23 protein-coding genes are annotated in these 26,254 nt (G+C 63.8%); 9 read left to right on the top strand and 14 right to left on the bottom strand.

Translation table 11 applies throughout. From position 1 onward, the window contains the following. Positions 1-220 precede the first annotated feature (220 nt). The 3 genes from AC4HIX_RS01660 to AC4HIX_RS01670 all read right to left on the bottom strand — a co-directional run bounded on the left by AC4HIX_RS01660 (position 221) and on the right by AC4HIX_RS01670 (position 3,392). Positions 221-1,624, bottom strand: coding sequence for a TRAP transporter large permease (locus AC4HIX_RS01660; RefSeq protein ID WP_490397624.1), 1,404 nt, complete (start codon positions 1,622-1,624; stop codon positions 221-223). A 5-nt stretch (positions 1,625-1,629) separates the two neighbouring features. Further along, on the bottom strand, positions 1,630-2,295 hold the full coding sequence (locus AC4HIX_RS01665; RefSeq protein WP_490397625.1) for a TRAP transporter small permease subunit: 666 nt from the start codon (positions 2,293-2,295) through the stop codon (positions 1,630-1,632). Between the two features lie 80 nt (positions 2,296-2,375). Next, positions 2,376-3,392: a C4-dicarboxylate TRAP transporter substrate-binding protein gene (locus AC4HIX_RS01670; protein ID WP_490397626.1), complete on the bottom strand. Its 1,017-nt coding sequence runs from the start codon at positions 3,390-3,392 to the stop codon at positions 2,376-2,378. 500 nt (positions 3,393-3,892) lie between these two features. Here AC4HIX_RS01670 and acs point away from each other — a divergent pair, with 500 nt between their 5' ends. The 8 genes from acs (at position 3,893) to AC4HIX_RS01710 (ending at position 13,321) form a co-directional block, all read left to right on the top strand. Next, positions 3,893-5,854 (top strand): acetate--CoA ligase, encoded by a 1,962-nt coding sequence (gene acs / locus AC4HIX_RS01675; RefSeq protein WP_490397627.1) that lies wholly within the window; start codon positions 3,893-3,895, stop codon positions 5,852-5,854. 7 nt (positions 5,855-5,861) lie between these two features. Next, positions 5,862-6,545 (top strand): adenylate kinase, encoded by a 684-nt coding sequence (locus AC4HIX_RS01680; protein WP_475051578.1) that lies wholly within the window; start codon positions 5,862-5,864, stop codon positions 6,543-6,545. A gap of 183 nt (positions 6,546-6,728) precedes the next feature. Then, on the top strand, positions 6,729-7,013 hold the full coding sequence (locus AC4HIX_RS01685; RefSeq protein WP_222503016.1) for a DUF4212 domain-containing protein: 285 nt from the start codon (positions 6,729-6,731) through the stop codon (positions 7,011-7,013). A gap of 1 nt (position 7,014) precedes the next feature. Continuing rightward, the gene (locus AC4HIX_RS01690; RefSeq protein WP_490397628.1) at positions 7,015-8,799 is read left to right on the top strand and encodes a sodium:solute symporter family protein; all 1,785 of its coding nucleotides are present in this window, start codon (positions 7,015-7,017) and stop codon (positions 8,797-8,799) included. A gap of 106 nt (positions 8,800-8,905) precedes the next feature. Then, complete coding sequence (locus AC4HIX_RS01695) at positions 8,906-10,729, top strand: DUF294 nucleotidyltransferase-like domain-containing protein (protein ID WP_490397629.1); 1,824 nt, start codon at positions 8,906-8,908, stop codon at positions 10,727-10,729. A gap of 86 nt (positions 10,730-10,815) precedes the next feature. Continuing rightward, positions 10,816-11,334, top strand: coding sequence for a hypothetical protein (locus AC4HIX_RS01700; RefSeq protein ID WP_475051571.1), 519 nt, complete (start codon positions 10,816-10,818; stop codon positions 11,332-11,334). Positions 11,335-11,336: 2 nt separating this feature from the next. Beyond that, positions 11,337-12,746 carry a 3'-5' exonuclease gene (locus AC4HIX_RS01705; RefSeq protein WP_490397630.1) on the top strand — a complete coding sequence of 470 codons (1,410 nt, stop codon included), beginning with the start codon at positions 11,337-11,339 and terminating at the stop codon, positions 12,744-12,746. Positions 12,747-12,820: 74 nt separating this feature from the next. Further along, positions 12,821-13,321: a flavin reductase family protein gene (locus AC4HIX_RS01710; RefSeq protein WP_475051565.1), complete on the top strand. Its 501-nt coding sequence runs from the start codon at positions 12,821-12,823 to the stop codon at positions 13,319-13,321. 31 nt (positions 13,322-13,352) lie between these two features. Here the strand turns inward: AC4HIX_RS01710 and AC4HIX_RS01715 are convergent, their stop codons facing one another. The 7 genes from AC4HIX_RS01715 to AC4HIX_RS01745 all read right to left on the bottom strand — a co-directional run bounded on the left by AC4HIX_RS01715 (position 13,353) and on the right by AC4HIX_RS01745 (position 21,290). Next, positions 13,353-14,210, bottom strand: a complete 858-nt coding sequence (locus AC4HIX_RS01715) for a 4Fe-4S dicluster domain-containing protein (RefSeq protein ID WP_490397631.1) — start codon at positions 14,208-14,210, stop codon at positions 13,353-13,355. A gap of 258 nt (positions 14,211-14,468) precedes the next feature. Next, positions 14,469-15,455 (bottom strand): ABC transporter substrate-binding protein, encoded by a 987-nt coding sequence (locus AC4HIX_RS01720; protein WP_490397632.1) that lies wholly within the window; start codon positions 15,453-15,455, stop codon positions 14,469-14,471. Positions 15,456-15,605: 150 nt separating this feature from the next. Then, a complete protein-coding gene (locus tag AC4HIX_RS01725) occupies positions 15,606-16,451 on the bottom strand; it encodes an ABC transporter permease (protein WP_490397633.1) in 846 nt (281 codons plus the stop codon). An 85-nt stretch (positions 16,452-16,536) separates the two neighbouring features. After that, positions 16,537-17,454 carry an ABC transporter permease gene (locus AC4HIX_RS01730; RefSeq protein ID WP_490397634.1) on the bottom strand — a complete coding sequence of 306 codons (918 nt, stop codon included), beginning with the start codon at positions 17,452-17,454 and terminating at the stop codon, positions 16,537-16,539. Between the two features lie 99 nt (positions 17,455-17,553). Next, on the bottom strand, positions 17,554-18,393 hold the full coding sequence (locus AC4HIX_RS01735; protein WP_490397635.1) for an ABC transporter ATP-binding protein: 840 nt from the start codon (positions 18,391-18,393) through the stop codon (positions 17,554-17,556). Positions 18,394-18,453: 60 nt separating this feature from the next. Beyond that, positions 18,454-19,908, bottom strand: coding sequence for a dihydropyrimidinase (gene hydA, locus AC4HIX_RS01740; RefSeq protein ID WP_490397636.1), 1,455 nt, complete (start codon positions 19,906-19,908; stop codon positions 18,454-18,456). 131 nt (positions 19,909-20,039) lie between these two features. Further along, entirely contained in the window at positions 20,040-21,290 is a 1,251-nt protein-coding gene (locus tag AC4HIX_RS01745; protein ID WP_490397637.1) for a Zn-dependent hydrolase, read from the bottom strand. Positions 21,291-21,559: 269 nt separating this feature from the next. Between AC4HIX_RS01745 and AC4HIX_RS01750 the strand changes: the two genes are divergently transcribed. Further along, positions 21,560-22,174 carry a TetR family transcriptional regulator C-terminal domain-containing protein gene (locus AC4HIX_RS01750; protein ID WP_490397638.1) on the top strand — a complete coding sequence of 205 codons (615 nt, stop codon included), beginning with the start codon at positions 21,560-21,562 and terminating at the stop codon, positions 22,172-22,174. Between the two features lie 90 nt (positions 22,175-22,264). Here the strand turns inward: AC4HIX_RS01750 and preA are convergent, their stop codons facing one another. The 4 genes from preA to AC4HIX_RS01770 all read right to left on the bottom strand — a co-directional run bounded on the left by preA (position 22,265) and on the right by AC4HIX_RS01770 (position 26,240). After that, on the bottom strand, positions 22,265-23,569 hold the full coding sequence (gene preA / locus AC4HIX_RS01755) for an NAD-dependent dihydropyrimidine dehydrogenase subunit PreA (protein WP_490397639.1): 1,305 nt from the start codon (positions 23,567-23,569) through the stop codon (positions 22,265-22,267). Between the two features lie 52 nt (positions 23,570-23,621). After that, on the bottom strand, positions 23,622-24,956 hold the full coding sequence (locus AC4HIX_RS01760) for an NAD(P)-dependent oxidoreductase (RefSeq protein ID WP_490397640.1): 1,335 nt from the start codon (positions 24,954-24,956) through the stop codon (positions 23,622-23,624). A 155-nt stretch (positions 24,957-25,111) separates the two neighbouring features. Beyond that, positions 25,112-25,753 carry a cupin domain-containing protein gene (locus AC4HIX_RS01765; protein WP_490397641.1) on the bottom strand — a complete coding sequence of 214 codons (642 nt, stop codon included), beginning with the start codon at positions 25,751-25,753 and terminating at the stop codon, positions 25,112-25,114. A gap of 88 nt (positions 25,754-25,841) precedes the next feature. Continuing rightward, a complete protein-coding gene (locus AC4HIX_RS01770) occupies positions 25,842-26,240 on the bottom strand; it encodes a RidA family protein (RefSeq protein ID WP_490397642.1) in 399 nt (132 codons plus the stop codon). Positions 26,241-26,254: the final 14 nt, after the last annotated feature.

A 26,254-nucleotide genomic window follows, 5' to 3' on the forward strand; every position in this document is an offset into this window, starting at 1 on the left:
GCCAAGCCGATCTGCTTCGGAGCCGCCTTCGCATGAGCACAGGCAGCCGGGGACAGGCGGCGGGATCAAGCGAAACCGCCGAGGGGCCCCGCCCGAAGGCGGGGATGCGGCTGTTTTGCTTGGGGCCGACGGCTGGCGCTGGCAGGCAGGGATCATGTGAAGGCGGGTCTGACGCTTGCATCTGCTTTGGTGAGCCCTGAGCGCCTTTCCCACCCGTCCTCTACCCAGCCAACGACGGCAGGTACAAAACAATCCCTGGGAAGGCGACCAGCAGCGCAATGGTCACCGCGTCCGCCACGAAGAACGGCATCACGCCGCGGAACACATCCTGCACGCTCAGGTCAGGGCGCACGCCTGCCACGACGAAACAGTTCAGCCCGATCGGCGGAGTGATCAGGCAGAACTCGGCCATTTTCACCACCAGAATGCCGAACCAGATCGCGCACATGGTGCCGCTCATGCCAAAGGCGCTGTCAGCAGCCGCAACGCTTTCACCGCCATTCAGCGCCATCACCGCCGGGTAAACCACCGGCAGCGTCAGCAGCAGCATCCCGATTGCGTCCATGAACATGCCCAAGACCGCATAGGCCAGGAGGATGCAGATCAGGATCACCATCGGGCTCATCTCCAAGGAGGTGATCCAATCCGAAAACGCTCCCGGCAGATCCGCAAAGCCCAGGAAGCGCACATAGATCAGCACCCCCCAGATGATGGTGAAGATCATCACCGTCAGCTTGGCGGTCTCCAGCAGCGCCGATTTCAGCTCGGTCCACTTCATGCCTTCCTTCAGCGCATAGAGGAACACGATGAAGGCCCCGATGGCACCGCCTTCGGTCGGGGTGCCCCAAGCGTCGCCGCCAAAGGGGTTGTAGACAAAGCAGATGATGATCACGACCACCAGGATGATCGGCAGCGCCCCGGGCAGCGCGGCGAACCGCTCACCCCAAGTGAAGCCTTTGACGGGCGGGCCGACGGATTTGAAGATCACCGCAATACCGACGATCAGCAGACCGTAGATCACCGCCGAAAACGCACCGGGGATGAAGCCCGCCAGCAGCAGCTTGCCCACGTCCTGCTCCACGATGATGGCATAGATCACCAGGATCGCCGACGGCGGGATCAGCGAGGCCAGCGTGCCGCCCGCTGCCACCACGCCTGCGGCGAAGCGCTTGTTGTAGCCGATGTCCAGCATCTCCGGGATGGCGATGCGGGCAAAGACGGCGGAGGTGGCGACCGAAGCGCCCGACACTGCGGCAAAGCCCGCGGTGGCGAAGACGGTGGAGACCGCCAGCCCGCCGGGCAGCCAGGCAATCCAGCGCTTGGCGGCGGTGAACAGCGCGCGCGTGAGCCCCGCGTAATAAGCCAGGTAGCCGATCAGGATAAAGGTGGGGATCAGGCTCAGCGCCTGGCTGGACACCTTGGAGTGCGGCACTTGGCCGGCGATCTTGACCGAGACAGTCAGCGCCTTGCCGAACCGGGCCGGGTCATAGCCGAACTTGGCCCAGAAGATCCAAATGAGGCCGATAAGCCCTGCAAGGCCGGCCGCAAAGGCCACCCGCATCCCCAGGACCACCATCGCCAGCAGGCCGCCCGTGACCCACAGGCCGATTTCAATGGGTTCCATGCGCCTTACCCCTGCCCGCCAGTAGAATTATCACCAGTGCTGCTGTCATGGCCGGCCAGCTGATCCGCCTCTGCCGCCGCCTGCTCCGCCGCGCTCTGGACCAGCGGCACTGCCACCGGTGCCTCCAGCCCCAAGACGAAGGCACGGCCGTAGCCCCAGATCTGCAGCACCAGCCGCAGCGCCAGCACCGCAAAGGCCACCGGCGCCAGCAGCTTGGCGGGCCAGATCGGCAGGCCGATGTCGATGGAGCTGTCACGGCTCCAGAGCGGCGCGGCAAAGTCGAAGGAACGCTGAAAATGCGCCCAGCTGCCCCAGACCAGCGCCAGGATCAGCAACAGGATCAGCACCACCGAGACCAGCTCGAACAGCCATAGCGCTCGCCCCCTGAGGGCACCGATGAAGATGTCCATGCGGATGTGACCGCCCTCGCGCTGCACATAGGCGATGCCCATGAAGGCAATCAGCGGCATGATCTGCTCGATCCAGTCGACATAGCCTGGCAAAGGCGCGTTCATCGCGTTGCGTCCGCCGACCGAGACCACCGCCAGGATCATCAGCGAGAACACCGCAATCCCGCTCAGCAGCGCCAGCAGGCGCTCGGCTTTCAATAACCCGCGGTCCAGCCTGCTGATCAGGCTGCCATCCTCCAGGACTGCTGCTCCTGCCGCCATGCCCTGCCCCCATCTTACAGTATCGTCAAAGACAAGAAGGGCCGGAACTGTCCGCCCGGCCCTTCCCTATCATGTCAGGCTCAGCTGCCCGAGCGGTGGTCGCTCAGGGTCTTCTGCACCAGATCGTACAGCTCCTGCGCCGGGAGGCCCTGATCGCTCATGTCCTTGATCCACTGCTCGCGGATCGGGTCGGCGGCCACCTTGCGGAACTCGGCCAGCTGCTCCTCGGAGATCATCACCTTTTCGACGCCCTTTTCCTCCAGAACGCTGTCCCATTTGGTCAGCAGCGAGCCGTAGTTGTCGAGGTAATGGGCAATCGCCTCCTCGACCGAGCTGTCCAGCGCCTCGCGCTCGGCGTCGCTGAGGGCCTCATAGGCATCGGTGTTGACCACCACCGGGCAGTTCACGGTGCCCGGGTTCAGGTTGGCGGTCCACCAGTCGGCCTTGTTGATGGTGCCAAAGCTGAGGTGCGCGTGCTGGGCAAAGGCGACGGTGTCGACAACGCCGGATTCCATCGCGTTATAGGCCTCAGTCGCGGTCACGGAGGTCGGCACTGCGCCAACGGCGGAAAACGCCTGGCCGATGCCGCCGGTGGCGCGCACCCGCATGTCCTTGAACTCTGCCAGTTCATCGCGCGGCTCGCCGGTACCGACGATATTGTACTGCGGCATCGGCGAAGTCATCAGCAGCTTGGCGTTCCAGCGCGCCAGATCGGCCTCAACCGCCGGGTGGGAATAGACCGCGTGGGACACGGCCACCTCTTCCTCCAGCGTGTTCACGCCCAGGAACGGCAGCTCCAGCACTGTGATCGACGGGTTCTTGTCGCGGTGGTAGCCCGCGCAGAACTGGGCCATCTCAAAGGCGCCGATGGAGATGCCGTCGAGGTTTTCCTTGTTCTTGCTGAGGCCGCCATAGCTGATGTTCAGGGTGAACTCGCCATTGGTCTTTTCAGAAACCAGCTCTGCCAGTTTCTCCACATGCTCGGTAAAGGCGCGGCGCTTGCCCCACAGGGACACGTTCCACTCAGTTGCGGCAGCCTCGCCCGCCATTGCAATGCCAGCAGTCGCCGCCACAGCGGCGGTCAGAAATCTGTTCATGATGTAACTCTCCCGGATTGCGCCCTTTTTGCCCGCTGCACGTGCGGCAGGCGGACGCTTGCCCGACAGGCTAGCCGCAAGGCCGCGCCCTGCCAACCCCCCGGCAAAAAGGTGACGCAGCGACTCGCGTTCAGCCACGGGCGCCTGCGTGCGGCCCGCCGCCGGGCGGCCTGGCACAATATGCCGCAGCACGGCTGGGCCTGTTTCCGCTGCCCAAGCTGCCCTTTGGTCAATCCGCCCTGGTTTCACCCGCAAAACGACCGCAAAAGCGTTTACACCTAAACCTTTGTTTTTCCCAAATGCAGCGTATTCGGCTGTCAAAACATTTACAGAACCGCAACCCAAGGGGAAATTCGTTGACAATGAAATGCTTAAAAACCGGTCGCTTATTCACAAATTTTCAGCACGCGGTATTATCAATGCCCAGGAGGAAACGGTTTGACAGCCACGGCACTGCAGTGTCGTTTGTCTTGCCAATAAAATTTCTGGGAGGAAACCGAATGAACGCGCTGCACGCAGACGCTGTCTATCCGCCATCCGACGAAACCGTTGCCCGCGCGCATGTCAATGCCGCGAAATACCAGGAGATGTATGACGCCTCGCTGAACGACCCGGAAGCCTTCTGGGGCGAGCAAGGCAAGCGCATCGACTGGATCAAACCCTTCACCCAGGTGAAGGACGTGAACTACAACTTCGGCAATGTTTCGATCAACTGGTTTGCCGACGGCACCCTGAACGTCTCCGCCAACTGCATCGACCGCCACCTGGACACCCGCGGCGACCAGACCGCAATCATCTGGGAGCCGGATGATCCGAACGAGGACGCGCAGCACATCACCTACAAGGAGCTGCACCGCCGCACCTGCCGGATGGCCAACATCCTGGAAGAGATGGGCGTGCGCAAGGGCGACCGGGTGGTTATCTACCTGCCAATGATCCCGGAAGCGGCCTATGCCATGCTGGCCTGCGCCCGCATCGGCGCCATTCATTCCATCGTCTTCGCCGGCTTCTCCCCCGACGCTCTGGCCGCGCGCATCAACGGCTGCGACGCCAAGGTGATCATCACCGCCGACGAGGCGCCGCGCGGCGGCCGCAAGACCCCGCTGAAGTCGAACGCCGACGCCGCCCTGCTGCACACCAAGGACACGGTGAAATGCCTGGTGGTCAAGCGCACCGGCGGCCAGACCACCTGGGTGGACGGGCGCGACTATGACTACAACGAGATGGCGCTGGAAGCGGACGACTACTGCAAGCCGGCCGAGATGAACGCCGAGGATCCGCTGTTCATCCTCTACACCTCTGGCTCCACCGGGCAGCCCAAGGGCGTGGTGCACACCTCCGGCGGCTACCTGACCTATGCCGCGATGACCCATGAGATCACCTTTGATTACCACGACGGCGACATCTACTGGTGCACCGCGGACGTGGGCTGGGTGACCGGCCACAGCTATATCGTCTATGGCCCGCTGGCCAATGGCGCCACCACCCTGATGTTCGAAGGCGTGCCGACCTACCCCGATGCCTCCCGCTTCTGGCAGGTCTGCGAAAAGCACAAGGTGAACCAGTTCTACACCGCCCCCACCGCGCTGCGTGCCCTGATGGGCCAGGGCAATGAATGGGTCGAAAAGTGCGATCTGAGCGATCTCAAGGTGCTGGGCACCGTGGGCGAGCCGATCAACCCCGAAGCCTGGACCTGGTACAATGAGGTCGTCGGCAAGGGCAAATGCCCGATCGTCGACACCTGGTGGCAGACCGAGACCGGCGGTCACCTGATGACCCCGCTGCCGGGCGCCCACGCGATGAAGCCGGGCGCGGCGATGAAACCCTTCTTCGGCATCCAGCCGGTGGTTCTGGACCCGCAGTCCGGCGTCGAGATCGAAGGCAACGGCGTCGAAGGCGTGCTGTGCATCAAAGACAGCTGGCCGGGCCAGATGCGCACCGTCTGGGGCGACCATGAGCGGTTCGAGAAAACGTATTTCTCCGACTACAAGGGCTATTACTTCACCGGCGACGGCTGCCGCCGTGACGAGGATGGCGATTACTGGATCACTGGCCGCGTTGACGACGTGATCAACGTCTCCGGCCACCGCATGGGCACCGCCGAGGTCGAAAGCGCCCTGGTGGCCCACGCCGCCGTGGCCGAGGCCGCCGTGGTCGGCTACCCGCATGAGATCAAGGGCCAGGGCATCTACTGCTATGTCACCCTGATGAATGACCGCGAGCCGTCGGATGAGCTGCTGAAGGAACTGCGCACCTGGGTGCGGACCGAGATCGGCCCGATTGCCTCCCCGGACGTCATTCAGTGGGCGCCGGGCTTGCCGAAAACCCGCTCCGGCAAGATCATGCGCCGCATCCTGCGCAAGATCGCCGAGAACGATTTCGGCTCCCTGGGCGACACCTCGACCCTCGCAGATCCGTCGGTGGTCGAAGACCTGATTGAAAACCGTGCGAACAAGGGGTGATTGAGCAATGAATGTGGCAGTTATGACCCGTCCCGCCGTTCTGATCCTGCTGGGGCCTCCGGGCGCCGGCAAGGGCACCCAGGCGCGGATGCTTGAAGAGAAATTCGGCTACGTGCAGCTCTCGACCGGCGACCTGCTGCGCGAGGCGGTTGCCGCGGGCACGCCCGCCGGCCTCGCCGCCAAGGCGGTGATGGAAGCAGGCCAGCTGGTCAGCGATGAGATCGTGATCAACATCCTGCGCGACCGCCTGGCAGAGCCTGATTGCGCCAAAGGCGTGATCCTCGACGGCTTCCCCCGCACCACCGTGCAGGCCGAAGCACTGGACGGCCTGCTGGCGGAGACCAATCAGAAGATCAATGCGGCGATCAGCCTGGAGGTGGATGACGCCGCGATGGTCGAGCGGATTTCCGGCCGCTACACCTGCGGCGGCTGCGGCGAGGGCTACCACGACAGCTTCAAGCAGCCTGCCGAGGCGGGCAAATGCGACAAGTGCGGCGGCACCGAAATGAAGCGCCGCGCCGATGACAATGCAGAGACCGTTGCCAGCCGGCTGGAGGCCTATCACGCGCAGACCGCGCCGCTGATTGCCTACTACGGCGGCAAGGGCGTGCTGCAAACCACGGATGCCATGGGCGGTATCGACGACATCGCCCAGGATATGGCGGCCATCGTGACCAAGGCCACCAGCTAACGAACAAGAAGCGGGGCCTGCCCTGACCGGCAGGACCCCGTCTCCCGGACATTGGAATACCCATCGGCACCGCCCCGGCGGACCGGAGGAGTCATGCCTGCGCCCCCTGACACGGAGCCAGGCAAACGGAGAGAGCCTGCCCGGTCCCCCGCGGCGGCTCAGGAGGAAGAAGGAGGAGCCGCCATGGCGGATCAAACCACAAATGCGGCAAAAACCGCCGAAGCCGATAAAGGCTATTGGGCGGCGAACGTGCGCATCATTCTAGTCAGCCTGGTGATTTGGGCTGTTGTTTCATTCGGCTTCGGCATCCTGCTGCGCCCGATGCTTGCGGGCATCAAGGTCGGCGGCAGCGATCTGGGCTTCTGGTTCGCCCAGCAAGGCTCGATCCTGGTGTTCCTGGGGCTGATCTTTTTCTACGCGTTCCGGATGAACAAGCTGGACCGCGAATACGGCGTGGAGGAAGAATAAGATGGACCAGTTTACCATCAACCTGCTGTTTGTGGGCGCGTCGTTTGCGCTCTACATCGGCATCGCGATCTGGGCCCGCGCGGGCTCCACATCTGAATTCTATGCCGCAGGCCGGGGTGTTCACCCTGTCACCAACGGCATGGCAACCGCAGCCGACTGGATGTCGGCGGCCTCCTTTATCTCGATGGCGGGCCTCATCGCCTTTACCGGCTATGACAACTCCACCTTCCTGATGGGCTGGACCGGCGGCTACGTTCTGCTGGCGCTGCTTCTGGCCCCCTACCTGCGCAAGTTCGGCAAGTACACCGTGTCCGAGTTCATCGGCGACCGGTTCTATTCCCCGACCGCGCGCGTGGTGGCCGTGATCTGCCTGATCGTGGCCTCGACCACCTACGTGATCGGCCAGATGACCGGCGTCGGCGTGGCCTTCGGCCGCTTCCTGGAGGTCTCCAACACCGCGGGCCTGCTTATCGGTGCCTGTGTGGTCTTTGCCTACGCCGTGTTCGGCGGCATGAAAGGCGTGACCTACACCCAGGTCGCCCAGTACTGCGTGCTGATCACCGCCTACACTATCCCGGCGATCTTTATCTCGCTGCAGCTGACCGGCAACCCGATCCCGGCCCTGGGCCTGTTCGGCGACCATGCCGCTTCGGGTGAACCGCTGCTGGCCAAGCTGGACGCCATCGTGACCGAGCTGGGCTTCAAGGAGTACACACTGCACCACGCCGACACCTTCAACATGGTGCTGTTCACCCTGTCGCTGATGATCGGCACCGCGGGCCTGCCCCACGTGATCATGCGTTTCTTCACCGTGCCGCGCGTGGCTGACGCCCGCTGGTCGGCCGGCTGGACCCTGGTGTTCATCGCGCTGCTGTATCTGACCGCTCCCGCAGTTGGCGCCATGGCGCGCCTGAACATCACCGAAATGATGTGGCCGAACGGCGGCATCGAAGGCGGCGCCGTGACCGTGCAGCAGATCGAAAACGATCCGCAGTACGACTGGATGGCGACTTGGCAGAAAACCGGCCTGCTGGCTTGGGAAGACAAAAACGGCGACGGTGCAATCCAGTACTACAACGACCAGTCCGAAGAGCTGCAGGCAACTGCCGCCGCAAACGGCTGGGCTGGCAATGAACTGACCAAGTTCAACCGCGACATCCTGGTTCTGGCCAACCCGGAAATCGCCAACCTGCCCAGCTGGGTGATCGGTCTGGTGGCGGCTGGCGGCCTGGCGGCTGCACTGTCGACCGCTGCGGGCCTGCTGCTGGCGATCTCCTCGGCTGTGTCGCATGACCTGATCAAAGGCTCGATCAACCCGAACATCTCGGAAAAAGGCGAGCTGCTGTCGGCCCGTATCGCCATGGCCGTGGCCATCGGTGTGGCAACCTACCTGGGTCTGAACCCGCCGGGCTTTGCCGCGCAGACTGTTGCACTGGCCTTCGGCCTGGCCGCAGCCTCGATCTTCCCGGCGCTGATGATGGGCATCTTCACCAAGGTGAACAACAAGGGCGCCGTGGCCGGCATGCTGGCAGGCCTGATCGTGACCCTGGTCTACATCTTCCTGCACAAGGGCTGGCTGTTCATCCCGGGCACCAACTCCTTCACCGATGCGGACCCGCTGCTGGGCACCATCAAATCCACCTCCTTCGGTGCGATTGGCGCAATGGTGAACTTCGCGGTGGCCTTCATGGTGTCGAAGTCGAGCGAGGCGATCCCCGCCGAGATCGAAGAGCTGGTGGAAAGCGTTCGCATCCCGCGCGGCGCCGGGGCCGCACAGGACCACTAAACTCCCCTGGGCGGGCTGCTCCCAGCGGCCCGCCTCTTTCCTCATGGTCCCGTCCGGTTCACACTCGGCGGGACCATTTTTTTCCTGATTTCACGCAGGTACCAACATGCCCCTATCTGACGCCGCGCTGCTCCGCTTCCTGACCTCGGTCCACCCCTACGACAGCCTGGAACCGGCGCTGTTGCAGGAGCTGGCCCCCAAGTTCCGCCAGATCGAGGCCGCAGCAGGCGCCCCCGTCTATGCGCTGAACGAGGAGCTGCAGGGGCTCTACCTGGTCCATACCGGCGAGGTGGAAGTGACCGATGAGAACGGCATTCCCGTCTCCATCCTCGGACCCCGCAATTCCTTTGGCGAACGCGGGCTGACCCGCGGCGGCCGGGCCGTGACCTCTGCCCGGACAACCAAGGACACAATCCTGTTGCTGCTGCCCAAGGCGGATTTTCATGCCCTGATGGCCAGCCAGCCCAAAGTAGCCAAATTCTTCGACCGCCGCCGCCCCGGCAGCACGGACACCGGCAGCCTGGCCACCACACGGGTCGAGGCGATCATGGCGCGCGATCCCGTCACCTGTTCCGGCGGCCTCACCTGCCAGGGCGCGGCGCAGCTGATGCGGGACCGCCGCATCTCCTCCGTCTGCGTGACCGACGGGGACAGCCTGCAAGGCATCCTCACCACCCGCGACCTGACCGCCAAAATCCTCGCCGCGGGCAAGCCGATCTCCACCCCCGTCTGCAACGTGATGACCCCGGATCCGCTGACCCTGGCGCCCTCCGCTATCGGCTCCGACGTGCTGCACATGATGATGGAGCACGGCATCGGCCACATCCCGGTGGTTGAGGCCGGGCGGCTCGCGGGCATCGTCACCCAGACCGACCTCACCCGCTTCCAGGCGGTCAGCTCGGGCGAGATGGTCTCTGCCATCGCCCGTGCCGGCTCGGCTGAGGACATGGCCAAGGTCACCGCCGAAATCCCCCGCCTGCTGGTGCAGCTGGTGGCGGGCGGCAACCGGCATGAGGTGGTGACACGGCTGATCACCGACATCGCCGACACCGCGACCCGCCGCCTGCTGGCGCTGGCGGAGGAAAAACTAGGCCCCGCCCCGGTGCCTTACCTGTGGCTCGCCTGCGGCTCGCAAGGGCGGCGCGAGCAGACCGGCGTCTCCGACCAGGACAACTGCCTGATCCTGTCCGATGACCTGGCCGAAGGCGACGAGGCCTATTTCGAGCAGCTCGCCAAATTTGTCTGCGACGGGCTCAACACCTGCGGCTATGTCTATTGCCCGGGTGACATGATGGCCTCCAATCCCCGCTGGCGGCAGCCGCTGCGGGTCTGGCGCGATTATTTCCGCGGCTGGATCGCCAAGCCGAACCCGGAGGCGCAGATGCTGGCCTCTGTGATGTTTGACCTGCGCCCCATCGGCGGCGATACCGCGCTGTTTGCCGATCTGCAGCAGGAGACCCTGAAGGCCGCCAGCGCCAATTCGATTTTCACTGCCCACATGATCGCCAACTCGCTCAAGCATGCCCCGCCGCTGGGCCTCTTGCGCGGACTGGCCACCATCCGCTCGGGCGAGCACCGCAACACGCTGGACATGAAGCACAACGGCGTCGTGCCGGTGGTGGACCTGGGCCGCATCTACGCGCTGCAAGGCCAGCTGGCGGAGGTCAACACCCGCGCCCGGCTGGAAACGGCAGAGGCCGCGGGAGTGCTCAGCCCCTCCGGCGCGCGCGATCTGCTGGACGCCTACGACCTGATCGCCCAGACCCGGCTTGAGCATCAGGCGGCGCAGATCCGCAGCGGTCAGGCGCCGGACAATTATCTGGCGCCGTCGGATCTGTCGGATTTTGAGCGAAGTCATCTGCGCGACGCCTTTGTTGTGGTAAAGACAATGCAATCGGCGGTTGGGCACGGTAAGGGAATGCTGAGCTGACGGCAGCGCCTGCGGAGAGCCTTGGAGCCTCCGGCGGGAGTATTTTGGGAAAGATGAAAAGGCCGGGGGGCCATCGGGGAGTTGGGATGTTTCTGGAACTGATTGCGGTGATTTTTGCAGGCATCGCCGCGGCGGGCGTGGTGATGCTGCTGAACCGGACGCTGAAAGGGCGGCTGCCGCGCTGGATGGCGCCGGTGGCTGCGGGGCTTGCGATGATCGGCGTCACCATCGCCTCGGAATACGGCTGGTACGGGCGCACCAAAGCGGCCCTGCCTGAGGGGCTGGAAGTGGCGGAAACAGTTCACAACCAGAGCTTTTACCGCCCCTGGACCTATGCCGTGCCTTATGTGGACCGCTTTGCCGCACTCGACACCGCCACCATGAAAAGCCACGAGGCGCATCCGCAGGTCTATCTGGCCGAGGTCTATTTCTTCGGCCGCTGGGCGCCGGTGAGCAAGCGGCCTGCGGTGCTGGACTGCGGCAAATGGCGCCGCGCGCTGGTGGCAAGCGGCACCGTCTTTTCCGGCAACAGCCTGCCCACGGGACTCGACTGGGTTGCCGGCGGCCCGGAAGACGCGCTTCTGAACACGGCCTGCGGAGAGTAGCGATGCTGTCACGTCTCAGCCTGCGCCTGCGGGTTTTCCTGTTCTTCTGCCTGCTGGCGCTGGGCGGCATCGCCGTCACCGGCGGCGCGCTGTGGCTTGGTTACAGCCGCGCGGGCCAGCCGGGTCTGACCGATGCCTTCATCTTCTCCGGCCTGCTCAGCAGCTTTGCCATGCTTGGGCTGTGCGCCGGGGTCTGGCTGCTGTTCGACGAAAACGTGGCCAAGCCGATCGAACGGCTGGCAGCAGGGATGCGCGCCCGGGCCCATGCCGGGGTGAACAAGGAGCTGGACACCCACGGCGCCCGCTACCTGGGCGATCTGGCGGCCGCTGCCGAGGGGCTGGCGGGCCAATTGGGCGACTCTGCCCTCAGCGCGGCGGAGGCCATCGCCCGCGAGACCGAGCATCTGGAAGCAGAGAAAGCCCGCCTCGCCGCACTGCTGACGGATATTCCCATAGCCACCGTGATGGCCAGCCCCGCGCATCAGATCGTGCTCTATGACGGCCAGGCCGCCGCCGTGCTGGCGCAGGAAGCGCCGCCGAGGCTCAATGCGCCGCTGTCCGATTATCTGGACCTGACCGGGCTGGAGGCCGCCTATGGCCGGCTGGTGCGCAGCGGCATGGAGGTTAAGGCCGAGGTGAAAAGCGCCAGCGGCGCCCAAGTGTTCGATCTGCGGCTGAAACCGCTGGGCGGCGCGCCCGGCTATATTATCCTGTTCGAAGGCACCCATGCGGGCCTCGCCCCTGATGACTCGCGCCCGCTGGTTTATGATTTTGCCCTGCTGGACACGGAGCACGCAGAGCTGGACCACCGCAAACTCTCGCACCTCAGCTATGTGGTGTTCGACACCGAAACCACCGGCCTTCTGCCGCACAAGGACGAGATCGTGCAGATCGGCGCGCTGCGGGTGGTGCGCAACCGCATCATCCAGGGCGAGCAGTTCGAGACGCTGGTCGATCCCGGCACGCCAATCCCCGCTGCCTCTACCAAGGTGCATGGCGTCAGCGATGCCATGGTCCAGGGCGCGCCGGACATTGGCGAAGCCGCCCGCGGGTTCCACCGCTTTGCCTCGGACGCTGTGATCGTCGCGCATAACGCGCCTTTCGACATGGCCTTTCTGCGCCGCCACGCTAAGCGCGCGGGTGTCACCTGGGAGCAGCCGGTCCTGGACACCGTGCTGCTGAGCGCGGTGCTGTTCGGCGCCTCGCAGAGCCACACGCTGGATGCGCTGTGCGAACGGCTGGAGGTGACGATACCGCCGGCTCTGCGCCACACTGCAATGGGGGATGCCCAGGCCACAGCGGAAGTGTTCTGCAAGATGCTGCCCATGCTGGAGGCCCGCGGTCTCACCACCTTTGGCGCGGTGCTGGAGGAGACCCGCAAGCACGGCCGCCTTATCGAGGACATGAATTAGTGCTCTGACCCTGGCTAGACAATCACGCCCATGCGTGGCAGGTCACTGGCCGGAACGAACAAAAGGCGCGCGATATGGCCGACACCAGCTTCATCCCCGGGCCGGACACCGCCCGGGCCTACCGCGATGCGCTCGGCTGCTTCGGCACCGGGGTGACGGTTATCACCACCCAGACCCCGCGCGGCCCGCTGGCGATCACCGTCAACAGCTTCACATCGGTCTCATTGGAGCCACCGCTGCTGCTTTGGTGCCCGGCCAAGGCCTCGCTGCGCCACGGCGCCTTTGTCGCGGCAGAGCATTTCGCGATTCACGTGATGGCAGAGGATCAGCTGGGGCTGGCCAAGCATTTTGCCGCCAACGGCGAGGACTTCGCAGCCGCCGCCTGGCAGCCGAACGCGCAAGGCGCACCGGCGCTGGAGGGGGTGATTGCCCGGTTCGACTGCCGCCGCTTTGCAGCCCATCCGGCAGGCGACCACACGATCGTGATCGGCGAGGTGGCCAGCGTGACCACCCGTCCAGGCAAGGGGCTGATCTTCAAACGCGGCCAGTACGGCGGTTTCCTGGAACAGAGCTAAGCGACGCCAGGCCCGCGCAAGGCAGCCACAGCTATCCCGCGGGCTGAACCGGCGGCACGCCCGTGTGCCCTTCCTCTGCGCTGCTGTCCCCTGCACGATCGTCCTGCCCCGACAGCAGATGCGGCAAAACCGCTGACGCGGTCAGATCCATACCCGGCTCCATGCTCAGCGCACGCTGCGGGCAGATCGAAACGCACAGGCCGCACTGAAAGCACAAGGATTCCACAAAGCTCAGCGCGCTGCCGTCTTCCGTAAGGCTCAGCGCGTCTGACGGGCAGACCCAGACACAGCTGCTGCAATGGGTGCAGCGGGTTTCGTCCAGACTGACCGCCCCATATGGGGCTTGCTCCGGGAGCGCGATAGTGACGGCCCTGGCCGGCAGCAGCGCCGCGGCGCTGGCCCGCGCGGTATCCCTGCGGTTGCCCACCGCCAGCACGTCGGGTGCGACGGAGGGGAACGGAAAGATCCCCGCCTCCAGACGCCGTGCGAGAATGCCGGCATCGTCAAACAGAAGGACCCTGCCCAGCCCGCCCAGAACGCGGGCCAATTCCACCTGCTGCTGCTGGTGCGTCCTGGCGGCAGAACCTGGGCAAGATTGCAGGTGAATGACGTCAAATCCGCAGGCCAGCGCATGCAGCAGGTCGGCGTGGCCGATTTTCTCCAGGCAGCAAACAAGAACAGGTGTCATGTCCGCCCCGCTCTCTGCTTCCTGCGGCGACGCCGCAAGCGGCGGAGCAACCGGTTCGGCCTCAAACAGGATCAGTACCTGGGCACGGCCGGTTTCATGCTTGCGCCGGTGCGCCGCCTCGCACAGCGCCATCAGCGGCAGCTCGCAGCTGCTGCTGGCCACATCCAACAGGGCTGCACGCCCGCACGGCGCGTGGCGCACTGTGCAATCCGGAGTCTCAGGCCGCTGGCAGAAACACACGTTTTGCGGCGGGTTTCCGTCTGGCCTCTGCCCCTCAGGGGTATGAGCGTGGATCTCTCCCATGAGGGGATGCTAACACGAATATCTGCTCCTCATACGTGTAATTCACCATCCTGGCAGAATTGCCGGAGTATTTACAAAGTTCTCTCAAAGCAAAAAATGGGCCCGCCGGGCAGAAGCCGGCGGGCCTGCGCTTTTCCTGTCAGCCGCAACGGCGGTTTATTTCAGGGCCGCATCGGTAATCGCGTGCGTCCAGGCGCCATCCGGCTCCTTGGTGATCACCGGGTCGGACCCGCCGCCCATCAGCGTGGAAACGGTCCGCTCATAGTCCGCCGGGTCCAGCGCGCCGTTGCTGCCTGCGGTCAGCTTGGCGATCTCGCCCATCATCCGTTTCTGGTGCTCCTCGGTCTGGGCGCCGGAGGCGTCATTGTCGAGCACGATCTCCGCCGCCTCGTCAGGATTCTCCTCGGCATATTTCCAGCCCTTCATCGAGGCCCGCACAAAGCGCTCCATCTTGTCCGCGAACTCAGGGTTCCCGAGGTTCTCCTCCAGCACATAAAGCCCATCTTCCAGCGTGGCGACGCCCTGGTCCTCATACTTGAAGGTGATCAGCTCATCCGGCGACACCCCTGCGTCGATGACCTGCCAGTATTCATTATAGGTCATGGTCGAAATGCAGTCCGCCTGGCGCTGCAGCAGCGGGTCGACGTTAAAGCCCTGCTTCAGCACTTCCACGCCGCTCTCGCCCTTGCCTTCGGTGGAGATGCCCAGCTGGCTCATCCAGCTCATAAAGGGGAACTCATTGCCGAAGAACCAGACGCCCAGGGTACGGTTGGCCAGGTCTTCCGGTGCTGCGATGCCAGTGTCCTTCCAGCAGGTCAACATCATGCCGGAGGATTTGAACGGCTGCGCGATATTGACCAGCGGCAGGCCCTTTTCGCGGGCCGCCAGCGCCGCAGGCATCCATTCCACCGTCACATCGGCGCCGCCCCCGGCGATCACCTGGGTCGGCGCAATATCCGGGCCGCCCGGCAGGATAGTGACATTCAGGTCTTCTTCCTCGTAGAACCCCTTGTCCAGCGCCACATAGTAGCCCGCGAACTGCGCCTGGGTCACCCACTTCAGCTGAAGCGTCACATCATCCGCCGCCTGCGCCGCCCCGGTTGCCCCCAGCGCCAAAGCCGCCGCAGTCAAAATATGTTTCATGTCTCATTTCTCCCTATTGATTATGATGTGAAGCTTGCCCGGGTTCGGCCATCCGTTCAAAGTTTTTTCTTTATCAGGCCTGCCCTTGCGGGCGCCCCGCGCAAATTTCCGGCAAAGCCGCCCCGCGCCTGGCGGGATGGCTTCTTCCTGTCAGCCCCGCTGCGACGGGTGCCAGAAAGTGAAGCTCTTCTCAATGAGCGCTACCAGCCCGTAAAAGGCCGATCCCGCCAGCGCCGCCACCACGATTTCGGCCCAGACCATATCCAGCGCCAGCTGGCCGACGCTGGTGGAGATGCGGAACCCCATCCCGACTGTGGGCGAACCAAAGAACTCGGCCACGATCGCCCCGATCAGCGCCAGTGTGGTGGAGATCTTGAGACCGTTGAACACAAACGGCAGCGCCGCAGGCAGCCGCAGCTTGAAGAAGCTCTGCCAGTAGGTCGCCGCATAGGTCTGCATCAGATCGCGCTGCATCGCCGAGGTCTCGCGCAGGCCCGCCACCGTGTTCACCAGCATCGGAAAGAATACCATGACCACCACCACGGCGGCCTTGGACTGCCAGTCGAACCCGAACCACATCACCAGGATCGGCGCGGTGCCGACAATCGGCAGCGCGGCGACAAAGTTCCCCACCGGCAAGAGCCCGCGGCGCAGGAAATCGCTGCGGTCCACCAGAATCGCGGTCAGGAAGGCCGCGCCGCAGCCGATCACATAGCCGCCAAGCGCGCCCTTCAGGATGGTCTGGGCAAAATCTGCCCATAGAATGGGAAGGCTCGCCATGAACCGCTCCGCAATCACCGAAGGCGCAGGCAGGATCACCAGCGATACCTCCAGCCCCCGCACCAGCAGCTCCCAAACCAGCAGCACGGTTATGCCGAAGATGGCCGGCACCAAGAGCTGCACCGCACGGGTTTTCGACGCCGGGCTATTGGCCAGCCGGCTGTTCAGCCACCACCCCAAACACCAGACCAGAACGGCAAGAACCACCATGATCATGACAGGATCCCCCTGTTCTTCTGGCCAAAAATATCCCGGGTGAGCCGCGCAGCGGCGAGGGCAGAGCCCTCTTTCCAAACATCCATCATGCCCGCACCCCCATCCGGCTCAGGACCAGCTTCTCGATCAAGCCCAGCAAGGCCACCAGCGCCGCCGCCAGGATCGCCGCCGCAAACAGCGCCGACCAGATCTGCACCGTCTGCCCGTAATAGCTGCCCGCCAGGAGCCGCGCACCAAGCCCTGCAACCGCGCCGGTCGGCAGTTCGCCCACGATGGCCCCCACCAGGGACGCTGCAATGCCGATCTTCAGCGAGGCGAACAGATACGGCATCGAGGACGGCAGCCGCAGCTTCCAGAACCCCTGGTTCGTGTTGGCATTATACGTCTTCAGCAGATCCAGCTGCATCGCATCCGGCGCGCGCAAGCCCTTAACCATGCCGACAACGACGGGAAAAAAGCTGAGGTAGGCCGAGATCACCGCCTTGGGAATGATCCCCTGCACCCCGATGGAATAGAGAACCACGATGATCATCGGCGCCAGCGCGATGATCGGGATGGTCTGGCTGACAATTGCCCAGGGCATCACCGACATATCCATCACCCGGCTATGCACGATGCCCACCGCCAGCAGGATGCCGAGGCCAGTGCCGATGGCAAACCCCAGCAGGGTTGCCGACAGCGTCACCTGCGCATGGTAGATCAGGCTGCGCTTGGAGGTGATCTTCTTCTCCACCGTGGTCTCCCACAGCTCCACCGCCACCTGATGCGGCGCGGGCAGCCGCGGGCGGTCCTGCACCCAGGTGCCATTGATGGCAAATGTGTTCTTCGCCACCAGCCCGATCTCGCTCATGTCCCGGCGCGCCTTGGCGGTGGCCGGGACCACTTCCGCCCCTGCCCGCTCTGCCTGATCCAGCACGCCCTTGATGTTCATCGGCACGCAGGCCGCATACCAGAGGGCGATAATGGCCGCGACAACGGTAAGGACGGCAACAAGGTTCTTCATCGCTGCACCCTCCGCAAACGGCAGCCAACCGGTGCACAGGGGGTGTACAGGGGGTGCACGGATGGCACCCCCCAATTCCGGCGGGTCGTTCTGGCAAATTCAGTCATCGCCATGCCCCGCCCGCAGGCCCTCGCGCACCCGGTGGGCGATCTCGATAAATTCCGGGCTGTCGCGGATATCCAGCGGCCGCTCCTTGGGCAAGGTGCTGTCGATGACATCATGGATGCGCCCCGGCCGCGGCGACATCACCACGATCTTGGTGGACAGATACACCGCCTCCGGGATCGAGTGGGTGACAAAGCCGATGGTCTTGTTGGTCCGCGCCCACAGCTTCAAGAGCTGCTCGTTCAGATGGTCGCGCACGATCTCATCCAGCGCCCCGAAAGGTTCATCCATCAGCAGGATATCGGCATCAAACGCCAGCGCCCGGGCAATGGAGGCCCGCTGCTGCATCCCGCCCGACAGCTGCCAGGGAAACTTGCCGCCAAAGCCTGACAATTCAACAAGTTCCAGCACCTGGTTAACGCGCCTTTCCTGCTCCGCCTTGGAATACCCCATGATCTCCAGCGGCAGCTTGATGTTCTTGGAGATGGTCCTCCACGGGTACAGCCCCGCCGCCTGAAACACATAGCCATAGGCCCGGTTGCGGCGCGCCTCATCCGGGGTCATGCCGTTGACGCTCAGGCTGCCACCGGTCGGTGTCTCCAGCGCCGCGATACAGCGCAGAAAGGTGGTCTTGCCGCAGCCCGAAGGCCCGATGAAGGAGACAAAATCGCCTTTGTTGATTTCCAGGCTCACATCCTTCAGCGCATGCACCGGCCCGTCGTTGGTCTGGAAGGTCAGGTCCAGATTCCGGGCCTCGATCACGCAGTCAGCGGGGGCAGGTGCGGACGCAGCGGCCTCGGAACGGATTGCCTGGGTGGTCGGTTCCATATTCATATCTTCGCCTTGATTTCACACAGGAAAACGGGCCGCCGTTACCGGCAGCCCGCTCCTGATTTACACGCCTGTTGCCGGGATGCCGGTGCGCTCTACCGGGCGCGGCGCCGTCAGTTCCTTCCAGGTCGACAGCGCCTTGTTCACCGTGGTGTTGGCCTCCCGGGCGACGAACTTGCCGTGGCCCTCCTGGCACTTGATCTCGCCGTCATGCACCGCCACATGGCCGCGGGTCAGGGTAAAGCGCGGCAGGCCCTTCACCTCATGCCCCTCGAACACGTTGTAGTCGATCGAGGACTGCTGGGTGTCCGCCGAAATCGTCTTGCGCTTTTCCGGGTCCCAGACCACCAGGTCGGCGTCGGCGCCAACCAGAACCGCGCCCTTTTTCGGGTAACAATTCAGTATCTTGGCGATGTTTGTTGACGTAACCGCAACAAACTCGTTCGGGGTCAGCCGGCCGGTTTCCACACCGTGCGTCCACAGCATAGGCATCCGGTCCTCCAGGCCGCCGGTGCCATTCGGGATCTTGGTGAAATCGCCAACCCCATAGCGCTTCTGCTCGGTGGTAAAGGCGCAATGGTCCGTCGCCACCACCGACAAGGAGCCCGACTGCAAACCGGCCCACAGGCTGTCCTGATGCTGCTTGTTACGGAACGGCGGCGACATCACCCGGCGGGCGGCGTGATCCCAATCCTTGTTGAAGTATTCGCTCTCATCCAGCGTCAGATGCTGGATCAGCGGCTCGCCCCAGACCCGCTTGCCCTGCATCCGGGCCCGGCGGATGGCCTCGTGGCTGTCCTCGCAGGAGGTGTGAACGACATACAGCGGCACACCCGCCATATCGGCAATCATGATGGCACGGTTGGTCGCCTCGCCCTCCACCTGCGGCGGGCGGGAATAGGCGTGCGCCTCCGGGCCGGTGTTGCCTTGTGCCAGCAGCTTGGCCGACAGTTCCGCCACCACATCGCCGTTTTCGGCATGCACCATGGCGATGCCGCCCAGCTCTGCCAGCCGCTGGAAAGAGGCATAAAGCTCGTCATCATTCACCATCAGCGCGCCCTTGTAGGCCATGAAGTGCTTGAAGGTGTTGATGCCGCGCTCCTGGATCACGGTCTTGATGTCGTCGAAGACCTGCTCGCCCCACCAGGTCACGGCCATGTGGAAGGAGTAGTCGCAGTTGGCGCGGGTTGACTTGTTGTCCCAGCGCTTCAGCGCGTCCAGCAGGCTCTCGCCCGGGTTGGGCAGCGCAAAGTCCACCACCATGGTGGTGCCGCCCGCCAGCCCTGCGCGGGTGCCGGACTCAAAGTCGTCCGAGCTGTAGGTGCCCATGAAGGGCATCTCCAGATGGGTGTGCGGATCAATCCCGCCCGGCATCACATAGCAGCCGGTGGCGTCCAGCTCCTCGTCGCCTTTCAGGTTCGGCCCGATCTGGGTGATAACCCCGTTTTCGATCAGCACATCGGCTTTGTAGGTCAGATCGGCAGTCACGATGGTGCCGTTCTTGATGACTTTACTCATGGTTTTAACTCCCTGAATCGGGGCGTATTTTCACGCCTCCACTTATTTCTTCCGCTATCTGGCGCAGCGTGTTTCATCTTTCCGGAAATACTCCGGGGGAGCGGCCCAAGGGGCCGCGGGGGCAGCGCCCCCTACTCCACGATTTCCGCTGTCTCGACCACCGCGTGGAACAGCACATTGGCACCAGCCTCGGCCCATTCCTTGCTGATCTCCTCGGCCTCGTTGTGACTCAGGCCATCGACACAGGGGCACATGACCATCGCGGTCGGCGCCACCCGGTTGATCCAGCAGGCATCGTGGCCTGCGCCCGAGATGATATCCAGATGCGAATAGCCCAGCCGCTCCGCCGCATTGCGCACCGCACTCACGCAGCCCTCGTCAAAGGCCACGGGGTCAAAGCCGCCGACCTTCTCGAACTCGATCTCTACTCCCATTTCCTCGGCAATCCGGGTGCCCTTCTCGCGCAGGCGGTTTTCCATATCGGTGATCACATCCAGCTCCGGGCTGCGGAAATCGACGGTAAAGACTACCTTGCCGGGGATCACGTTGCGCGAGTTCGGGTAAACGTCGATATGGCCCGCGGCGCCGACCGCATGGGGCGCGTGGCTCCAGGCGATCTCGTCCACCTGCTCCAGGATCCGCGCCATCGCAAGGCCCGCGTTGCGGCGCATCGGCATCGGGGTGGAGCCGGTGTGCGCGTCCTTGCCGGTGATGGTCACCTGTGTCCAGCTGAGGCCCTGGCCGTGGGTCACGACACCGATATCCTTGCCCTCGGCCTCCAGGATCGGCCCTTGTTCGATGTGCAGCTCAAAGAAAGCTTGCATCTTGCGGGCACCGGTTTCCTCCTCGCCGCGCCAGCCGATGCGCTTCAGCTCATCGCCGAATTTCTTGCCTTCCGCATCTTCCCGGTCATAGGCCCAGTCCTGGGTGTGAATTCCGGCAAACACCCCCGACGACAGCATGGCCGGCGCATAGCGGGTGCCTTCCTCGTTGGTGAAGTTGGTGGCCACGATCGGATGCTTGGTCTTGATGTTCATGTCGTTGAGCGAGCGGATCAGCTCCAGCCCCGCCAGCACTCCCAGAACACCGTCGTACTTGCCGCCGGTCGGCTGGGTATCCAGGTGCGAGCCGACATAGACCGGCAGCGCGTCCGGGTCGGTGCCTGCACGCATTGCAAACATGTTGCCCATCTGGTCCAGCCCCATGGTGCAGCCAGCCTCTTCGCACCATTTCCGGAACAGCGCGCGGCCTTCGCCGTCCTCATCCGTCAGCGTCTGGCGGTTGTTGCCACCCGCCACGCCGGGGCCGATTTTGGCCATCTCCATCAGGCTGTCCCACAGCCTGTCGCCATTGATTTTCAGATTCTGTCCAAGCGACGTCATCTCAGCTTCCTTCCCTGTGCGCCCGTCTTTGCAGGCTTGCTCCGGCTTGACGCCGTGTTAGGTGGCTTCGAACGCTGGTCCTTCACCAAGCCGGTCTGTTCGCTATCCGGACATTGATTTGACCAACTGGTCAAACTCACGCTATCACGGGTTCACCATCAGTCAAGAAATTGCCGCAAGAGCCCTGCAAAAAACGGCCCCGATGCAGGAAACAGGTGAAATTCCGTGCTTTCGCCGGCCCCAGGCGGCAGAACCAGACAAGGACGACCATGCCCGCAGACCGCGCGCCCACCCGCATTCAGAAGAAGAATCGCGCTGCCATCCTGGAAGCGGCGCTGGACGTGTTTTCCAGCCACGGCTTCCGCGGCGCGACCGTGGATCAGATCGCCAAGGCGGCGGGGCTGTCGAAACCGAACCTTCTTTACTACTTCCCTTCCAAAGAAGCGATTTTCAACGAGCTGATGGCAGGGCTGCTGGACACCTGGCTGGACCCGCTGCGAAGCCTGAACCCTGAGGGCGATCCGCTGGAGGAGATCCTCGCCTATGTGCAGCGCAAGCTGCAGATGAGCCGGGATTTCCCGCGCGAAAGCCGCCTTTATGCCAATGAAATCGTGCAGGGTGCACCGCGGCTGCGCGAGGTGATCGCGACCGACCTAAAGGTGCTGGTGGAGGAAAAGGCGCAGCTGCTGCAGGACTGGATGGATGCCGGGCGGATCAACCGGGCGCACCCCCAGCACCTGTTGTTCTCGATCTGGTCGCTGACCCAGCATTACGCAGATTTCGACGCCCAGGTGCGCACGCTGATGGGGGAAGAAGACCCGTTCGACGCCGCGCCGGAGTATCTGGAAACCCTGTACCGGCGGATGCTTACGCCCAAAAGCTGACATGAAAAAGACGGTCCGGATGGACCGCCCTTTCCTCTTGCTCCAAATACCCCCCGCCGGAGGCACGTGCCCGTCAGGGCGCGTTTTTTTTCACTCCGCGGCCGTGGCCGACGGGTTGTTCGGATGCGTAGTCCAGTTGGCGTATTCGCCCGAGACCACCTCGCCGGTGCGCTCGTCGATCTGGCCTGCGGGCACCTCCTCCATGGTGATGCAGCCTTCCACTGGGCAGACGTTCACACAGAGATTGCAGGCGACGCATTCGTCGTCCTTCACGGTGAACACCCGGTCTTCGCTCATCGCAATTGCCTGATGCGAGGTGTCCTCGCAGGCCGCGTAGCAGCGGCCGCATTTGATGCAGTCGTCCTGGCTGATCTTGGCCTTGGTCACATAGTTAAGGTCCAGATACTGCCAGTCGGTTACATTCGGCACAGCCATGCCGATGAAGTCCTCGGTGGAGGTGTAACCTTTCTCGTCCATCCAGTTCGACAGGCCCGAGATCATCTCCTTCACCACGTTGAAGCCATAGGTCATCGCCGCGGTGCAGACCTGCACGTTGCCTGCGCCCAACGCCATGAACTCCGCCGCGTCGCGCCAGGTGGTGACGCCGCCGATGGCGGAAATCGGCAGGCCGCGGGTCTGCGGGTCGCGGGCAATTTCCGCCACCATGTTCAGCGCAATCGGCTTTACCGCCGGGCCGCAATAGCCGCCGTGGGTGCCCTTGCCGCCGATGGTCGGCTCCGGTGCCATATTGTCCAGATCCACCGAGGTGATCGAGTTGATGGTGTTGATCAGGCTGACCGCATCGGCGTTGCCGGCGTGCGCCGCCCGCGCCGGGTTGCGGATGTCGGTGATGTTCGGGGTCAGCTTCACGATCACCGGTTTGGAATAGTATTTCTTGCACCACTCGGTGACCATCTGGATGTATTCCGGCACCTGCCCCACAGCGGAACCCATGCCGCGTTCGGCCATGCCATGCGGGCAGCCGAAGTTGAGCTCGATCCCGTCGGCGCCGGTGGCCTCCACCTGCGGCAGGATGTCCTTCCAGGCCTGCTCCTCGCAGGGAACCATGATCGAGACGATCACGGCCCGGTCCGGATAGTCCTTCTTGACCCGGGTGATTTCCTCCAGGTTGGTCTGCAGCGGCCGGTCGGTGATCAGCTCGATATTGTTGAGGCCCAAGAGACGGCGGTCAGCGCCCCAGATCGCGCCGTAACGCGGGCCGTTCACATTGACCACCGGCGGGCCCTCGGCGCCAAGGGTCTTCCAGACCACGCCGCCCCATCCGGCCTCAAAGGCGCGGCGGACGTTGTATTCCTTGTCGGTCGGCGGCGCAGAGGCCAGCCAGAACGGGTTGGGGGATTTGATCCCCAGAAATTCTGTTGTCAGATCAGCCATTTGATCTCTCCTCTTAAGGCTAGCTCGGAACGGTTTCCCGGTCCTGACTGGCTCAGCCCATCAGGCTGGAGTGAATGTCCATTGCCGCGTCGCGGCCCTCGGCCACGGCGGTCACGGTGAGGTCTTCGCCGCCCGATGCGCAATCGCCCCCGGCCCAGACTCCAGCCACGGAAGTGCGCCCGTTGGCGTCCACCTTGATCTTGCGGCCTTCCAGCGCCAAAGCATCGGGCTGGCCTTCCAGAGTCTGGCCGATCGCCTTGAACAGCTGATCCGCGGCCAAGCGCAGGGTCTCACCGGTGCCGGAAACCTTGCCGTCCGTGACCTGAGTATACTCCAATTCCACCTCTGCTGCTGCGCCATTGCCGTGCACCGCAACCGGCATCACGTTGAACATCAGTTTGACGCCCTTGGAGGCCGCCAAGTCCTGCTCAAACCGGCTTGCGCCCATCTCCTCGCGGCTGCGGCGGTAGGCGATGGTAACGTTTTCGGCGCCCAAAAGCTTGGACTGCACCGCGGCATCCACCGCGGTCATACCGCCCCCGATCACCACCACGTTGCGGCCCACCGGCAGCGTGGTCAGATCATCGGCCTGACGCAGCTCGGCAATGAACTCCACCGCGTCGCGGACACCGTCCATATCCTCGCCCGGCGCGCGCAGGGCATTGACCCCGGCCAGACCGATGGAGAGGAACACCGCGTCATACGCCTCCTTCAGCGCATCCAGCGACAAGTCTTCGCCCAGTTTCTTGCCGTAATCCATAGTGATGCCGCCGATCTGCAGCAGCCAGTCGACCTCGCGCTGCGCAAAGCCGTTAGTGGTCTTATAGGCGGCAATACCGAATTCATTGAGGCCGCCTGCCTTGGACCTGGCGTCATAGACCACCACGTCATGGCCCAGCATCGCCAGCCGGTGCGCCGCAGAGAGGCCCGCGGGACCAGCGCCCACAACAGCAACTTTCTTGCCGGTCGCGGCGGTACGGGTAAAGGGATGCTCCCCCTTTTCCATCAGCGTGTCGGTGGCATAGCGCTGCAGGCGGCCGATCTCGACCGGCTTGCCTTCTGCCGTCTCCCGCACGCAAACCTCTTCGCACAGGGTTTCCGTTGGGCAGACCCGAGCGCACATGCCGCCCAGGATGTTCTGGTCCAGAATGGTGCGGGCCGCGCTTTCGGGATGGCCTGCCTGGATCTCCCGGATGAACTGGGGAATGTCGATGCTGGTCGGACAGGCCGTCATGCAGGGCGCGTCATAGCAGAAATAGCAGCGGTCGGCGGCCACGGCGGCCTCATGCGCGTCATAGGGCGGGTGCAAGTCCGAGAAATTCTCAGCGATCCCGGCAGCGTCAAGCCGCGCTGCCTGAATGCCGGATGCCTGATGGCTGGTCGCCATTGGGTGTCTCCCTGATTTTCGGTTGTTCTTGCTATTCAGAGTGCCACAGTCTTATTTTTTATCAACTGGTAAAATTTTTCAGGCAGGCAAAAATTTTGCCGCCCCCGGAGGAGCGGCATGCAAGAGACTGTTTTGAAAATATAAAACCGAGATGCCTATTCAGCAGTCATTTGCGCAAGATGGCCAGTTTTCATCCACACTTTCGCGCCGCCGGGACCGGCCTGGGCCTCCAGCCGGCTGCCAGGCGGCAGGCGGAGCCAATCCCAGCGGGCAAATTCCTCGCCGTTTTCGCTGTAGCTGCCTTCGACCACAAAAACCTCCAGCCCGCCGGGCGCCTCCAGGCTGACCGCCTGATCAGGCGCCCAGGTCTGCAGCGTCACCGTCTCGACCGCGTCCTGAAACAGCTGCTGCTGTGAGGGGCCAGCATCGGTGCGGGATTTGACCTCGGTGCGGTCGGCGGGGTCGAACTGGTGCAGCTTGACAAGGATCACCGCCCCCTCTCCCGCGGCGGGCGTGTGGCTGGTGGTGGGGGGATTGCGGACATAAGAACCTGCGGGGAAATCGCCGTGCTCGTCCTGGAAAACGCCGTCCAGCACAAGGAACTCCTCGCCGCCGTCATGCACATGAGGATCAAAGGCGGACCCCGGCGCAAAGCGGACGATGGTGGTGGCGCGGGCAACCTCCTCGCCGATGCGGTCAAGCATCTTGCGCTCTACCCCCGGAGCCGGGCTGGGCACCCAGGGCGTGTCCTCGAAATGCACCGCGGCGCGTTTGGTGAAGTCGGCATTGATACGCATGTCTCTCTCCCCTGACTGCGCCAGCCAATGTGGCGGCTGGCCGGGGGCAAGGGAAGAGCGTTCACGAAACCGTGCTTGATCCGCAGCGTCAGCCGGGCAGCACGGCTGTGGCTTCGATTTCCACTTTGGCTTCATCCTCGACCAGCGCCGAGACGACGACCATGGTCATGGCCGGGAAGTGATAGCCCATCACCGCGCGGTATGCTTTGCCGACCTCCGCCTGGTGGGCGAGGTATTCCGCCTTGTCAGTTACATACCAGGTCAACCGGGTGATGTCCTGGGCGGTGCCGCCTGCGGCTTCTACCACCTCCAGGATGTTGCGCAGCGCCTGGCTCATCTGGCCGATGAAATCATGCGCCTCGAACACCTGTTCCGCGGTCCAGCCGATCTGGCCGCCGACAAACAGCAGCTTGCCCTCTGCAACCATGCCGTTGGCGTAGCCTTTGGCGGGCTTCCACCCTTCGGGATGCACACTGATGGCCGGCATGGCTGGGCTCCTTT

The organism is Leisingera sp. (genome assembly GCF_982940295.1).